The sequence below is a fragment of the Pseudomonas sp. JAI115 genome (assembly GCF_014200835.1).
GTDB lineage: Bacteria > Pseudomonadota > Gammaproteobacteria > Pseudomonadales > Pseudomonadaceae > Aquipseudomonas > Aquipseudomonas putida_A.
The window spans coordinates 98230-112403 of the sequence record NZ_JACHCY010000010.1 but is presented as its reverse complement, the minus strand read 5'-3'; the positions used below and the strand labels follow the sequence as shown (position 1 = coordinate 112403).

Genomic DNA, 14174 nt, shown 5'->3' with positions numbered 1-14174 from the left:
TTCCTTCGCAAAAGCCTTAAGACGGGCGCAAACCGCGTTCCAGCCAGAGACGGCTGGCGAGGGTGACCACGCCATCGAGCAGCAGGGCCAGCAGCGCGGTGCACGCAGCGCCGAGCAGCAGTTGCGGCTGATTGTTCAGGGCGATGCCAGGGAAGATCAGGCTGCCGAGGCTGTTGGCGCCGATCAGGAAGGCCAGCGGCGCGGTGCCGACGTTGATCGCCAGTGCCACGCGCACGCCACCGATGATGATCGGCACCGCATTGGGCAATTCGACTTTCCACAACACCTGGCGCGGGGTCATGCCGATGCCGACGGCGGCTTCTTTCAGCGAACCCTGGACGTTTTTCAGACCTTCGTAGGTGTTGCGCACAATTGGCAACAGAGAAGCGAGGAACAAAGCGAAGATCGCCGGACCACTGCCGATGCCGAGAATCCCCAAGGCAATCGCCAGTACGGCCAGCGGTGGCACGGTGTTGCCGATATTGAAGATCTGCATGAAGCGTTCAGCGCGGCCGACCATGGTCGGGCGACTGAGGAAGATACCGGCGGGGATGCCCACGACCAGGGCGGCCAGCATTGAAGCGAGGACGAGAATCAGATGAGCTTGCAGGTAAAACAACAAATCGTCGCGGTAGTGTTCGATCGTGTTGATGCCGATCCAGTGGATCAGCAGGGCCAGGAGCGCGATAACCACCGCACCTCCCATCAGCCCTTTGCCATAGCGGATAGCCACAGGCGGACTCCTTTTTTATAGTCGGCGAACGCTCTCCCGTGTGGCATGCCAAGCCTTGGCTGCCGGGAATAAACGTTCGCGAGAAGCAGCTCCTTCAGCACCGGCAACAAGCGGTCTGAAAGCGAGCCATGAGCGCAGCCTCGTCAGGCTAACTTGCTGATTTTTCAGCCCCTGACGAAATGTCGTAACAGGGGATGGACGTCTCCGTGCTTTAAAAGGTTCCCATCCGGGGCAGCATTTGGCCACCCTTAATGTGCTCAACGGTTCGGTTATTGCATCGAGTTGGGCTATAATCGCGGCCCTTTTTTGAATCACCGCCAGGCGATTTCCCATGACCAACCAGGCCGCCGAAGTCGCGAAACGCCGCACTTTCGCCATTATTTCCCACCCCGATGCCGGTAAAACCACGATCACCGAAAAGCTCCTGTTGATGGGCAAGGCGATTGCAGTGGCCGGTACGGTGAAATCCCGTAAATCCGACCGCCATGCGACATCCGACTGGATGGAGATGGAGAAGCAGCGGGGGATTTCCATTACCACGTCGGTCATGCAGTTCCCGTATCGCGAACACATGATCAACCTGCTCGACACCCCGGGCCACGAAGACTTCTCCGAAGACACCTACCGCACCCTGACGGCGGTCGACTCGGCGCTGATGGTGCTCGACGGCGGTAAAGGCGTTGAGCCACGGACCATCGCCCTGATGGATGTCTGCCGTCTGCGTGACACGCCGATCGTCAGCTTCATCAACAAACTCGACCGTGACATCCGCGACCCGATCGAACTGCTCGACGAAATCGAAGCCGTTCTGAAGATCAAGGCAGCGCCGATCACCTGGCCGATCGGTTGCTACCGCGACTTCAAGGGTGTGTACCACCTGGCCGACGACTACATCATTGTCTACACCGCCGGTCACGGTCACGAACGCACCGAAACCAAGATCATCGAGAAGCTCGACTCCGACGAGGCGCGCGCGCACTTGGGCGACGAGTACGATCGCTTCCTCGAACAGCTGGAACTGGTGCAGGGCGCCTGCCACGAGTTCAACCAGCAGGAGTTCCTCGACGGTCAACTGACCCCGGTGTTCTTCGGTACGGCATTGGGCAACTTCGGTGTCGATCACGTGCTCGATGCAGTGGTTGACTGGGCCCCGCGTCCGCTGGCCCGTGTCGCCAACGAACGTACCGTGGAGCCGGTGGAAGAGAAGTTCTCGGGCTTCATCTTCAAGATCCAGGCGAACATGGACCCGAAACACCGCGACCGCATCGCCTTCATGCGTATCTGCTCCGGCAAGTACGAGAAAGGCATGAAGATGCGCCACGTGCGTACCGGCAAGGACGTGCGCATCGGCGACGCCCTGACGTTCTTCTCCTCCGAGCGTGAACAGCTGGAAGAGGCGTACGCCGGCGACATCATCGGTCTGCATAACCACGGCACCATCCAGATTGGCGACACCTTCAGCGAAGGTGAAGTCCTCGGTTTCACCGGTATCCCGCACTTCGCTCCGGAACTGTTCCGTCGTGTGCGTCTGCGTGATCCGCTGAAGTCCAAGCAATTGCGTCAGGGGCTGCAGCAGTTGGCTGAAGAGGGCGCGACCCAAGTGTTCTTCCCGGAGCGCAGCAACGACATCATTCTTGGCGCCGTGGGTGTGCTGCAGTTTGATGTGGTCGCTAGCCGTCTGAAGGAGGAATACAAGGTTGAGTGCTCTTACGAGCCGATCACTGTGTATTCCGCACGCTGGATTGAATGCAGCGACAAGAAGAAGCTTGAGGAGTTTTCCAACAAGGCGGTGGAGAACCTCGCACTGGATGGCGGTGGGCACCTGACCTACCTGGCGCCGACGCGGGTTAACCTGGCGTTGATGGAAGAGCGGTGGCCGGATGTGAAATTCCGTGCGACGCGTGAGCATCATTAAGCGCTGAGCTGGGTTGTCTGGAGCCCCTGAGGTGTAGGCCTTGGGGGCTTTTTTTGGGGCTTTGGTCTTGGCGGCCTTTGGGCCGACCAGGTTCTTGGTTTTTTTGTGTACATATCCGTTTTTTAGGTGATGGCGGATTAGGGTTCCGCCCTTACGGCGGGTCACTTTTGACAAACGCCTCAAAAGTAACCAAAAACGCTTGCTCCTGCGTTCGGCCCGCTCGCTGGGGCTCGGGGTCCCTTCGCTGCGGGATTGATCCGGGCGCAGCGCCTACGGTTTGCTTCGCTGCACCTCCTCTCGCTGTGTTTGGCTGCGCCAAACGGTCGCTGCGCTCCCACCCCCGGATCAATCCCTCCACTCAGCCTTCCGATGTCGCCCGTGGATCAAGATCAAAAGCTTTCGGCGAGCTGACACTCGGCCATTTGAGTGGTGAAAAGCATGCGCCTGGCTTTAGCTTTTTCTGTGGGAGCTGGCTTGCCAGCGATGGCGGCCTGACAGCCGACCAATCTCTACCTGAATACACCGAGTTCAACCTGTGGGAGCGGGCTTGCTCGCGAAAGCGGCCTGACAGCCGACCAATCTCTACCTGAATACACCGGTTTCAAACTGTGGGAGCGAGCTTGCTCGCGAAAGCGGCCTGACAGCCGACCAGTTTCTCTAATCCAATTGAGCGACTGAAGGAAGCTCCTTGCAGGGACTGTAGGACGAATCCGTATTTTGAGATCTCAAGGTTCTTGAGCGCGACAACCGGCGCGCTGGACGTTAGTGTTCAAGGTCATGCCGGTCGCTTTGAGAGGTCAATGGAATGACGCGCAACCTCATCCATCTGCTGCGCCCCAATGGCTATTTCAGTCTGATGGCCTGGGTGCTTGCGGCGTTGCTGTTCATCAATCGTCTGAGCAGCATGGTCAAGTTGTTCATGGCGCTGTATCTGCGCCAGGAGCTGGGGCTGGCGATTGAAACCGTCGGCTGGTTGCTGTCGGCCTATGGTGCCGGGTTATTGGTCGGTTCGATGCTGGGTGGGCTGCTCAGTGATCATGTGCGCACGGCGCGGCTGACGGCGACGTTGTTCTTTGTTTCGGTGTGGGTGTTGATCCTGCTGGGGCTGGTCACGCAAGTGCCGTTGCTTGCGGCATTGCTGTTGCTCAGCGGGACGATCGATGGGGCCATTCGCACCCTGCACCAGCGCCTGATCATGGAGTACTGCGAAGTTGCTCAACGCTCGCGCGCGCAGGCCTTGAGCCGGGTGGCGCGCAACCTTGGCATGGCCGCCGCAGGTGTGGCGGGCGGGGTGTTGGCGCAGACGGATTTTCGCTGGGTGTTTTTCGGCAGCGCGGCGATGACGCTGTTGGCCTTGCTGTGGTTTGTTCGCACTACGTGGCGTCGGCCGGTACTGATCAATGACGCCCCCTCTACAAACGGCGCCGGTGGATCCGTTGCGCCGTTTTACGATAAAGCGTTCCTGTGGTTGCTCGCGGCGACGGCCGTGCTTGGCATTGCATTCGACACGGTCTACAGCACGCTGGGCAATTATCTGCGTGATTACTACCACTTGAGCACCGAGGCGATCGGCTGGCAGTTCGGGCTCAATGCGTTGCTGGTGATCGCCTTGCAGATTCCCTTGTCACACTGCGGCGAGCGTTGGGGCACGCGGCGGCAAATGCTCGCGGGGAGTTTGTTGCTGGCCGGCGGATTGGGCATGTTGCCGTTCGGATCCGGGCTGGCGTTCGTCTGCCTGTCGACGGTGATCTGGACCTTGGGCGAGGCGTTGTTCATGCCGCCGCTGAATGTGCTGGCGATGCAATTTGCCCAGCGCGGCAAAAGCGGCCAGTACTTTGGTCTGTTCTTTATGAGCTGGAGCGCCAGTGCGCTGTTGTCGCCGGTGCTCAGCGGTCAGTTGTACGGCAATTTCGGTGGCCATAGCGTCTGGCTGGGTAGCGCCGTACTGGTGTTGATGTCGATTCCCTTGACGTGGCAAGCGACCCGTCCGCTTAGCTGATTCCGCGATAGGTGTTATTCGAAACCTGTCTGTCTGTGGAGGGCATTTCTGTCTGCTCGTTAGCGTCCTATCTGGTGAAACCGACGGATCGGAACTAGATTTCACACAGCGCCAGTCAGGCACCCATGTCTCACCTGAAAGTGGATGGAGTCAGCTATGAAAAGCAGGTTGCTACGGTTTTTATTGCTATTGAAAGTGATGGTCATGCTGTCCCTCGGCACCGCGACGGCCTGGGCGGAGTGCGAGGATCACGATTCCCAGGCCTTTAACGGCCAGGTCGGACACAGCGGCCTGATGCTCGCCAAGTCCGAATCAGAGCCAGGTGATCAGGGGCAGGGTGGCAGCGCCGATGACGATGACTCGACTACTGATGAACCGGACTCTGATGATCCGGACGACGAAGGCGACAGCCAGACGTAAATCGCAAATAAAAGAAAACCCCCTCTTCCCCGACTGATGCGCAATCGGGGGAGAAGGGGTTTGGTTAACGCTTTAGCGACAACTCAAGTTCCCTGTGGGAGGGGGCTTGCTCCCGAAAGCGGTGTGTCAGTCACCATTATCAGTGACTGTCACACCGCATTCGCGAGCAAGCCCGCTCCCACACTTTCGTCCGCCGTTAATCAGGCGGCGCCGTCGAGGAATTGCTCGGCGTAGTGGCAGGCCACCTGGCGATTATCCAATTCACGCAACAACGGCTCTTTAGTGCTGCAACGCTCGGTCGCGTACGGGCAGCGCTTGTGGAACGCGCAGCCCGGTGGCGGGTTCAGCGGGTTGGGCAATTCGCCGACGATCTTGATTTTCGGCTTGTTCGGGTCCGGGTGAATGGTCGGGGTCGCCGACAGCAACGCCTGGGTGTACGGGTGCAGCGGACGTTCGTAAATAGCGTCTTTCGGGCCCATTTCCACCGGGCGACCGAGGTACATCACCATCACGTCATCGGCCACATGTTGCACCACCGCCAGGTTGTGCGAGATGAACACGTACGCGGTGTTGAACTCTTGCTGCAGATCCATGAACAGGTTCAGCACCTGTGCCTGAATCGACACGTCCAGTGCCGAGGTAGGCTCATCCGCGACCAGCACTTTCGGTTGCAGCATCATCGCCCGGGCGAGGGCGATCCGCTGGCGCTGACCGCCGGAGAACATGTGCGGATAGCGCTGGTAGTGCTCGGGACGCAAGCCGACCTGCTTCATCATCGCCTGGACTTTTTCGCGGCGTTCAGCGGCGGACAGGTTGGTGTTGATCAGCAGCGGCTCGCCGAGTTGGTCACCGACTTTCTGCCGTGGGTTCAACGACGCGTACGGGCTCTGGAATACCATCTGCACGTCTTTGCGCAGTTGTTTGCGCTGGGCCTTGTCGGCGCCAGCCACTTCCTGACCGGCGATTTTCAGCGAACCGGACGACGGCTCTTCAATCAGGGTCAGGGCGCGGGCGAGGGTGGATTTGCCGCAGCCCGATTCGCCTACGACAGCGAGGGTTTTGCCGGCTTCCAGTTCGAACGACACGCCGTTGAGCGCGCGTACGGTGGCGTGCCCCTTGAACAGGCCACGGGACACTTCGTAGTGACGGGTCAGGTCGCGGGCGGTAAGTATGACGGCCATTACGCCACCTCCTGGTTCAGCGGGAAGAAGCAGCGCGCGAGGCTGTTGCTTTTCGGATCAAGGGCCGGACGCTGCGCGCGGCAGGTGTCCTGCACGTATGGGCAGCGCGGCGACAGCAGGCAACCCTGCGGACGGTCATAACGGCCCGGGACGATGCCCGGCAGTGTCGCCAGACGCTCGGCGCCCTGGCTGTGTTCCGGAATCGCCTTGAGCAGCGCTTCGCTGTACGGGTGTGCCGGGATGTCGAACAGTTGCGGCACCTGACCGACTTCAACAGCCTGGCCTGCGTACATCACACAGACGCGCTGAGCGGTTTCGGCCACGACCGCGAGGTCGTGAGTGATCAGCACCAGGCCCATGTTCTGTTCTTTCTGCAACGCCAGCAGCAGATCCATGATCTGTGCCTGAATCGTTACGTCGAGTGCCGTGGTCGGTTCGTCGGCGATCAGCAGTTTCGGTTCGCCGGCAATCGCCATGGCGATCGCGACACGCTGGCTCATACCGCCGGACAGTTGATGCGGGTAGGCGTCCATACGGCTGGCGGCGCCCGGGATCTCGACTTTTTCCAGCAGTTCGATGGCGCGTTTGCGCGCTTGCTTGCCGGACATTTTCAGGTGCAGGCGCAGCACTTCTTCAATCTGGAAACCGACGGTGTAGCTCGGATTCAGCGCGGTCATCGGGTCCTGGAACACCATCGACAGGTCTTTGCCGACGATTTGCCGACGTTGACGATTGCTCAGCTTGAGCATGTCTTTGCCGTCAAAGCTGAGCGAGTCGGCGGTGACGATGCCGGGATGCTCGATCAGGCCCATCAGCGCCATCATGGTCACGGATTTACCCGAACCCGATTCGCCTACGATCGCCAGGACTTCGCCTTTGTCGACTTTCAGGTCGAGGCCATCGACAACGGGTGTCGCGGTTTTGTCGCCGAAGCGAACGTTGAGATTCTTGATTTCTAGCAGTGACATGGGAATCTCCTCAGGCGGCGTTCTTGAGTTTCGGGTCCAGCGCATCGCGCAGACCGTCGCCCATCAAGTTGATTGCCAGCACGCTGAGCAAAATGGTCAAACCAGGCAGACTCACGACCCACCAGGCGCGTTCGATGTAATCGCGGGCCGAGGCCAGCATGGTGCCCCATTCAGGGGTTGGCGGTTGTACGCCAAGGCCGAGGAAGCCCAGTGCCGCAGCATCGAGAATCGCCGAGGAGAAGCTCAGGGTGGCCTGCACGATCAGCGGCGCCATGCAGTTCGGCAGCACGGTGATGAACATCAGACGTGGCAGACCGGCACCGGCCAGGCGCGCGGCGGTCACGTAGTCGCGGTTCAGTTCGCCCATCACGGCGGCGCGGGTCAGACGCACGTAGGACGGCAGCGATACCACAGCAATGGCGATCACGGTGTTGATCAGGCCAGGGCCGAGGATGGCGACGATCGCCACAGCCAGCAGCAGGGACGGCAGGGCCAGCATGATGTCCATCAGACGCATGATGGTCGGGCCGATCATTTTCGGGAAGAAACCGGCGAACAGACCCAGCAGGATCCCCGGGATCAGCGACATCACCACCGACGACAGACCGATCAGCAGCGACAGGCGCGAACCCTGAATCAGCCGTGACAGCAGGTCACGCCCCAGTTCATCGGTGCCGAGCAGGAATTGCATCTGCCCGCCTTCGAGCCACGCCGGTGGCGTCAGCAGGAAGTCACGGTATTGCTCGCTCGGGTTATGCGGTGCGACCCACGGCGCGAAAATCGCGCAGAAGATGATCAGCAGCATGAACAGCAGGCCGGCAACCGCGCCCTTGTTCTTGGAGAAGGCTTGCCAGAATTCTTTGTACGGTGACGGGTACAGCAGGCTTTGATCCGCGCTTGGGGCGGAAGTGGCTACTGAGGATGTTGGAGTGCTCATAGTATGGACCTCAGCGCTGATGACGGATGCGTGGGTTGGCAAAGCCGTAGAGGATGTCCACTACGAAGTTGACCAGAATCACCAGGCAGGCGATTAACAGGATGCCGTTTTGCACAACCGGGTAGTCCCGGGCGCCGATGGCTTCGATCAGCCATTTACCGATGCCGGGCCAGGAGAAAATGGTTTCGGTCAGGACTGCACCGGCCAGCAGGGTGCCGACTTGCAGGCCGACCACGGTCAGCACCGGAATCAGCGCGTTGCGCAGACCGTGCACGAACACCACGCGCGACGGCGACAGGCCTTTGGCCTTGGCGGTGCGGATGTAGTCTTCGCGCAGCACTTCGAGCATCGACGACCGGGTCATGCGCGCGATCACCGCCAGCGGAATGGTGCCGAGCACGATGGCCGGCAGGATCAGGTGATGCAGCGCATCGAGGAACGCGCCCATGTCATCGGCCAGCAGCGTGTCGATCAGCATGAAACCGGTGCGCGGCTCGATGTCGTAGAGCAGGTCAATCCGCCCGGACACCGGGGTCCAGCCCAGGCTCACCGAGAAGAACATGATCAGGATCAGGCCCCACCAGAAGATCGGCATCGAATACCCCGCCAGGGAGATGCCCATCACCCCATGGTCGAACAGGGATCCTCGCTTGAGCGCCGCAATCACCCCGGCCAGAAGACCGAGGATGCCGGCGAACAGCAGGGCGGCCATGGACAGTTCCAGTGTCGCCGGGAAGAGGGAGGTGAACTCGGTCCATACGCTCTCACGCGTACGCAGGGATTCGCCGAGATCGCCGTGGGCCAGTTTGCCGATGTAGTCCAGGTACTGGGCATACAGCGGTTTGTTCAGACCTAGGCGTTCCATTGCCTGAGCGTGCATTTCGGGGTCGACCCGACGTTCGCCCATCATCACTTCCACGGGGTCGCCCGGAATCATGCGAATCAACGCGAAAGTCAGCAAGGTGATGCCGAAAAACGTGGGGATCAACAACCCCAGTCGGCGGGCAATAAAACTAAACATCTTGTGTGGTACCTCATCAGCCGGTTAGGCGTGCCCGGCGACCCTGGGGTCAGGGAGGCCGGGAGTTTCTTATCTACTTCACCTGGGTAGTGGCGAAGTTATTGGTTGTGAGAGGGCTGATGTGATAACCCTCTACGTTGTTGCGCATTGCGGTAAACATCCGGGTGTGGGCCATGCTGATCCACGGTTGGTCCTGATTAAACAGCACCTGGGCCTGTTCGTAGAGTTTGGCGCGTTCGGCCGGATCTACTTTAGCCCGTGCTTCGTCGAGCAGGGTCTGGAATTTCTCGTTGCACCAGCGCGCGTAGTTTTCGCCGTTCTTGGCTGCTTCGCAACTGAGCATAGGCGTCAGGAAGTTATCCGGGTCGCCGTTGTCGCCCGCCCATCCGGCCGACACCATGTCGTGCTCGCCGGCCTTGGCGCGCTTGAGCATTTCGCCCCATTCCATGACGCGGATGTCGATCTTGATTCCGACTTTCGCCAGGTCAGCCTGCATCATCTGCGCGCCGAGCATCGGATTCGGGTTGGTCGGGCCGCCGCCGTTACGGGTAAACAGGGTAAACACGGTGCCTTCCGGAACCCCGGCTTCCTTGAGCAGGGCACGCGCCTTGTCCAGGTCGCGTGGCGGGTTCTTCAGGTCGTGGTTGTAACCCAGCAGCGTCGGCGGGTACGGGTTGACCGCCACGCTGGCGTTGCCTTTGCCGAACAGCGCGTTGACGTAGGCTTCCTTGTCGAAGGCGATGTCGATGGCCTTACGCACGCGCACGTCGCTCATGTATTTGTGCTGGGTGTTCATGGCGATGTACGAGACGGTCATCGCGTCCATCTCGTCGACTTTCAGGTTGCTGTCTTTCTTGATGCTCGGGATGTCATCCGGTTTCGGATACAGCGCGATCTGGCACTCGTTGGCCTTGAGCTTCTGCAGGCGCACGTTGTTGTCGGTGGCGATCGCCAGGATCAGCGCGTCGGCCGGGGCCTTGCCACGGAAGTAGTCCGGGTTGGCCTTGAAGCGCACCTGCGCATCCTTGGCATAACGCTGGAAGATGAACGGGCCGGTGCCGACTGGCTTGTTGTTGAGGTCGCCGGTCTTGCCGGACTTGAGCAACTGGTCGGCGTATTCGGCCGGGTAGATCGAGGAGAACGCCATGGCGATGTCGGCCAGGAACGGCGCTTCGCGGCGGGTCAGGGTGAACTTGACCGTGTTGTCGTCGACTTTCTCTACGCTTTTGAGCAGTTCCTTGAAGCCCATGCTTTCAAAGTACGGGAAGCCCACGCTCGACAGTTTGTGCCATGGGTGATTCGGGTCCAGCTGACGCTGGAAGCTCCAGACCACATCGTCGGCGTTCATGTCGCGGGTCGGCTTGAAGTATTCGGTGGTGTGAAACTTGACGCCTTTGCGCAGGTGGAACGTATAGGTCAGGCCGTCTTCACTGATGTCCCAGGATTCGGCCAGTGCCGGAATCACTTCGGTGGTGCCGGGCTTGAAGTCGGCCAGGCGGTTGAAGATCGTTTCGGCCACCGCATCGGCAGTGACTGCAGTTGTGTACTGGACCATATCGAAGCCTTCCGGACTGGCTTCGGTGCAGACCACCAAGGGTTTGGCCGAGACGCCGATGGCGGCGCTCAACAACGCGGCAGCGACGGCCGCACGTAGGGGAAGCATTTTCATCGATAACCCTCTGCAATCGGTTGAAGACAAAAAAACCGAACGGCCGACTCGTCATGAGTCAGCCGTCGGTTGGCGTTTTTTACAGGATGTTGAACGGGATGGTGGTCACGAGACGGAACTCGTTGATGCTGCCATCCAGCTGGTTTTCACTGGCACGGTGTGCGGTGTAGGTTGCGCGTATTGCGGTAGCCTTGAGCGGCCCGCTTTGCACGGCGTATGCAGCACCGATCCCGTATTCGTAGTGGTGTTCGCCATCCATCGCCAGCACGCTGTCGTAAGCGCCGCCTTTGTAGTGAGTGCCGTCGATGCCCCAACCACGAGCGCTGTAGATGTTGAACTTCAGGCCTGGCACGCCATATTCAGCCATGTTCAGACCGTAAGCGACCTGGAAGGATTTCTCGTTCGGGCCGTTGAAGTCCGAGAGCAGGGAGTTGGCCAGGTAAATACCGTTGGTTTCGTGCAGATAGTCGAAGTACTCGTTACCGTTAATTTCCTGGTACGAGAAGGTCAGGCTATGGGCCTGGTGAGTCAGACCCAGCGACAGCGAGTAGGTATCGTTGTCGATTTCGCCCAGCTTCTTTTTGCCTTCATCGACGGTCTTGTAGTAGTTCAGACCGGTGGTCAGGCTGAGGATCTGGCTATCGCCCAGCTCGTGGGTGGCGCCGAAGTAATACTGTTTCCACATATCTTCAGCCTGAGTTGCCCACAGGCTGGTTTTCAGACTGGCAAACGGCTGGTAGGAAATACCAGCGGTGTTGACGTGATCAATTTCAATGAGCGTGTCAGCATATTCGGAGCGGAACTTGCGCTGGCTTTCTTCCATACGTGGCGAGTTCTTGTCGAACGTAGCGATGTCGAAGGTCAGGTTTTCCAACTCTTCGCTGTGCAGGCTGACACCTTGGAAGCTCGAAGGAAGAGCGCGGTTGCCGATCACATCGACCATCGGGCTGCTGAAGTTTTGGCGGCCGGCGGTCAGAGTGGTATTTGAAACCCGCGCCTTGATGTTGGCCAGACCCAGTTTGCTCCACTGTCCCTCCGCATCGCCACCATCTCGGGTCAGGGTCCGGTTGTTACCGGAGGCGACGTTAGGAATCGGCGCCCCACCGACGTTTGCAGCGAGGTTTTTGCGGTCACGCTCAAGAGCTACAGCGTTATAGACCGCCACTTCAGTGCTGATGCCGACAGTACCTTCGGTGAACCCCGAGTTGTACTTGAGAATCGTGCCTTGTACCCAGTTGATCCGGCGATCAGTAAGTTCGGTTGTACCGTTTTTTTGGTACTTGAACTTGGCACCACGTTTCAATTGCTCATTGGCGTACCAGTTACGCGTCGTACCGGTAATCGACTGTCCTTCGACGAAGCCGGTCGCTTCAGCCTGGGCGCTCTTGGTGTTGACGGTCACCGGGGTGAACGCCTGGCTTTGGGTTTCCGCATAAGCCGTGGCGGTGATGCTGCTGATGGCCAGGGCCAGTATCGCGGTGCTGCTCAGTTTCATGGGTGAAGCTCCTTTACTTTCTTTTTATGCCGGCTTTTTTGGGTGGGCCGGTTATTGGTTTAGAACTCATTTCACACATCGCAAACGTTTGCAAAAGGCCGGATCGGCGAATTTCGGCAAAGCGCTTGCGTGAGGGGATAGACGGTCCCCTCAGCGTTGCGGCTAATCGGTTGGGTTAATCGATACTGACGCCCGAGAACACATTGCGACCGAAGGGGCTGACCTTGAAGCCTTCAACTCTGGCGCTTAACGGCTGGTTGACCGTCGAGTGGGCGACAGGCGTGATCGGCACTTGCTGCTTGAGCAACTGCTGCGCCTGTTTGTAGAGCGTGGTGCGCTGGTCGCGATCGGTGACGACCTTGGCCTCTTTGATCAGCTTGTCGTACGCCGGATCGCACCACATGGAATAGTTGTTGCCGCCAATGGCGTCGCAGCTGTACAGGGTGCCCAGCCAGTTGTCCGGGTCCCCGTTGTCGCCGGTCCAGCCGATCAGGCTGATATCGTGCTCGCCATTCTTGGTGCGCTTGATGTACTCGCCCCATTCGTAGCTGACGATCTTCACTTTCAGACCGATTTTCGCCCAGTCTGCCTGGAGCATTTCGGCCATCAGTTTGGCGTTCGGGTTGTATGGACGCTGTACCGGCATCGCCCACAGGGTGATCTCGGTGCCTTCTTTCACGCCGGCAGCCTTGAGCAGCTCGCGGGCTTTTTCCGGGTTGTAGGCGGCGTCTTTGATGCTGTCGTCGTAGGACCACTGGGTCGGTGGCATGGCGTTGACCGCCAGTTGCCCGGCGCCTTGATAAACAGCGTTGAGAATCCCCTGTTTATTCACCGCCATGTCCAGCGCCTGACGTACTTCGAGCTGGTCGAAGGGCTTGTGGCGCACGTTGTAGGCGATGTAGCCGAGGTTGAAGCCCGGCTTGGAAATCAGCTGCAGTTTCGGGTCGGCTTTCAGTGCTTCGACATCGGCAGGGCGCGGGTGCAGGGTGATCTGGCATTCGCCGGCCTTGAGCTTCTGCACGCGTACCGAAGCGTCGGTGTTGATCGCGAAGATCAGGTTCTTCAGCTTGACCCGGCTCGGATCCCAGTAGTGCTCGTTACCGGTGTAACGGATATTCGAGTCTTTCTGATAGCTCTTGAACACGAACGGCCCGGTGCCGACCGGCTTCTGGTTGATGTCGCTCGGCTTGCCTTCGGCCAGCAGCTTGTCGGCGTATTCGGCGGACAGGATGGCAGCGAAGCTCATGGCGATGTTCTGGATGAACGCGGCGTCGACGCTGTTGAGCGTGAATTCCACGGTCAGCGGCCCGGTCTTTTCGACCTTGGCAATGTTCTTGTTCAGGCTCATCCCGTTGAAATACGGGAATTCGGTCGGATAAGCCTTACGGAATGGCTGTTGCGGATCGAGCATGCGGTTAAACGTGAACAGCACGTCGTCGGCGTTGAAATCGCGCGTCGGTTTGAAGTACGGCGTTGTATGAAATTTCACACCTTCACGCAGGTGAAAGGTGTACTTGAGACCATCCTCGGAAATATCCCACTTGGTTGCCAGTCCCGGTACGACGTTGGTCGCGCCTTTTTCAAACTCGACCAGGCGGTTGTACAGCGGCTCGGCGGCATCGTTATCGGTGGCCGTCGTGTATTGCGCGGTATCAAAACCCGCCGGGCTGCCTTCAGAGCAGAACACCAGGCTGTTGCTGGCGGCGTAACTGGCGGACGTGGCGGCCAACAGGCCGGCGCCCAGCAATGCGGAAAAAATCAAGGTATGGCGCATGACGCTCCCTCTTTTTGTAGTGTTGTTCAATGCACCGCGGTCCCGTCCAGGGACGCTGAGGT

General features: G+C 59.3%; 11 protein-coding genes. 3 read left to right on the top strand and 8 right to left on the bottom strand.

What is annotated here, in order from left to right; translation table 11 throughout:
* Nucleotides 1-16 precede the first annotated feature (16 nt).
* Entirely contained in the window at nucleotides 17-706 is a 690-nt protein-coding gene (locus HDC30_RS20870; protein WP_177409065.1) for an ABC transporter permease, read from the bottom strand.
* A 358-nt stretch (nucleotides 707-1064) separates the two neighbouring features.
* Between HDC30_RS20870 and HDC30_RS20865 the strand changes: the two genes are divergently transcribed.
* The 3 genes from HDC30_RS20865 to HDC30_RS20855 all read left to right on the top strand — a co-directional run bounded on the left by HDC30_RS20865 (nucleotide 1065) and on the right by HDC30_RS20855 (nucleotide 5067).
* Complete coding sequence (locus HDC30_RS20865; RefSeq protein ID WP_027610807.1) at nucleotides 1065-2648, top strand: peptide chain release factor 3; 1584 nt, start codon at nucleotides 1065-1067, stop codon at nucleotides 2646-2648.
* 805 nt (nucleotides 2649-3453) lie between these two features.
* Complete coding sequence (locus HDC30_RS20860) at nucleotides 3454-4647, top strand: MFS transporter (protein ID WP_027610808.1); 1194 nt, start codon at nucleotides 3454-3456, stop codon at nucleotides 4645-4647.
* A gap of 156 nt (nucleotides 4648-4803) precedes the next feature.
* A complete protein-coding gene (locus HDC30_RS20855; protein ID WP_027610809.1) occupies nucleotides 4804-5067 on the top strand; it encodes a hypothetical protein in 264 nt (87 codons plus the stop codon).
* A 200-nt stretch (nucleotides 5068-5267) separates the two neighbouring features.
* Here the strand turns inward: HDC30_RS20855 and HDC30_RS20850 are convergent, their stop codons facing one another.
* From HDC30_RS20850 to HDC30_RS20820, 7 genes are all read right to left on the bottom strand, one after another.
* Nucleotides 5268-6248: a peptide ABC transporter ATP-binding protein gene (locus HDC30_RS20850; RefSeq protein WP_183784673.1), complete on the bottom strand. Its 981-nt coding sequence runs from the start codon at nucleotides 6246-6248 to the stop codon at nucleotides 5268-5270.
* On the bottom strand, nucleotides 6248-7216 hold the full coding sequence (locus tag HDC30_RS20845) for an ABC transporter ATP-binding protein (protein WP_134785427.1): 969 nt from the start codon (nucleotides 7214-7216) through the stop codon (nucleotides 6248-6250). Before HDC30_RS20845 ends, HDC30_RS20850 begins: the two co-directional genes overlap by 1 nt.
* 10 nt (nucleotides 7217-7226) lie before the next feature.
* Nucleotides 7227-8153 (bottom strand): ABC transporter permease subunit, encoded by a 927-nt coding sequence (locus tag HDC30_RS20840; protein ID WP_027610812.1) that lies wholly within the window; start codon nucleotides 8151-8153, stop codon nucleotides 7227-7229.
* Between the two features lie 10 nt (nucleotides 8154-8163).
* A complete protein-coding gene (locus HDC30_RS20835) occupies nucleotides 8164-9174 on the bottom strand; it encodes an ABC transporter permease subunit (RefSeq protein WP_007953665.1) in 1011 nt (336 codons plus the stop codon).
* A gap of 73 nt (nucleotides 9175-9247) precedes the next feature.
* Nucleotides 9248-10843 (bottom strand): ABC transporter substrate-binding protein, encoded by a 1596-nt coding sequence (locus HDC30_RS20830; protein ID WP_097090378.1) that lies wholly within the window; start codon nucleotides 10841-10843, stop codon nucleotides 9248-9250.
* 79 nt (nucleotides 10844-10922) lie between these two features.
* The gene (locus tag HDC30_RS20825; RefSeq protein ID WP_183784671.1) at nucleotides 10923-12338 is read right to left on the bottom strand and encodes an OprD family porin; all 1416 of its coding nucleotides are present in this window, start codon (nucleotides 12336-12338) and stop codon (nucleotides 10923-10925) included.
* 175 nt (nucleotides 12339-12513) lie between these two features.
* Complete coding sequence (locus HDC30_RS20820; RefSeq protein WP_183784669.1) at nucleotides 12514-14112, bottom strand: ABC transporter substrate-binding protein; 1599 nt, start codon at nucleotides 14110-14112, stop codon at nucleotides 12514-12516.
* Nucleotides 14113-14174 lie beyond the last annotated feature (62 nt).

What these genes read in the sequence shown, in the direction of transcription:
- HDC30_RS20870 (WP_177409065.1), bottom strand. Translation starts at nt 706, where the DNA reads ATGGGAGGTGCGGTGGTTATCGCGCTCCTGGCCCTGCTGATCCACTGG.
- HDC30_RS20865 (WP_027610807.1), top strand. Translation starts at nt 1,065, where the DNA reads ATGACCAACCAGGCCGCCGAAGTCGCGAAACGCCGCACTTTCGCCATT.
- HDC30_RS20860 (WP_027610808.1), top strand. Translation starts at nt 3,454, where the DNA reads ATGACGCGCAACCTCATCCATCTGCTGCGCCCCAATGGCTATTTCAGT.
- HDC30_RS20855 (WP_027610809.1), top strand. Translation starts at nt 4,804, where the DNA reads ATGAAAAGCAGGTTGCTACGGTTTTTATTGCTATTGAAAGTGATGGTC.
- HDC30_RS20850 (WP_183784673.1), bottom strand. Translation starts at nt 6,248, where the DNA reads ATGGCCGTCATACTTACCGCCCGCGACCTGACCCGTCACTACGAAGTG.
- HDC30_RS20845 (WP_134785427.1), bottom strand. Translation starts at nt 7,216, where the DNA reads ATGTCACTGCTAGAAATCAAGAATCTCAACGTTCGCTTCGGCGACAAA.
- HDC30_RS20840 (WP_027610812.1), bottom strand. Translation starts at nt 8,153, where the DNA reads ATGAGCACTCCAACATCCTCAGTAGCCACTTCCGCCCCAAGCGCGGAT.
- HDC30_RS20835 (WP_007953665.1), bottom strand. Translation starts at nt 9,174, where the DNA reads ATGTTTAGTTTTATTGCCCGCCGACTGGGGTTGTTGATCCCCACGTTT.
- HDC30_RS20830 (WP_097090378.1), bottom strand. Translation starts at nt 10,843, where the DNA reads ATGAAAATGCTTCCCCTACGTGCGGCCGTCGCTGCCGCGTTGTTGAGC.
- HDC30_RS20825 (WP_183784671.1), bottom strand. Translation starts at nt 12,338, where the DNA reads ATGAAACTGAGCAGCACCGCGATACTGGCCCTGGCCATCAGCAGCATC.
- HDC30_RS20820 (WP_183784669.1), bottom strand. Translation starts at nt 14,112, where the DNA reads ATGCGCCATACCTTGATTTTTTCCGCATTGCTGGGCGCCGGCCTGTTG.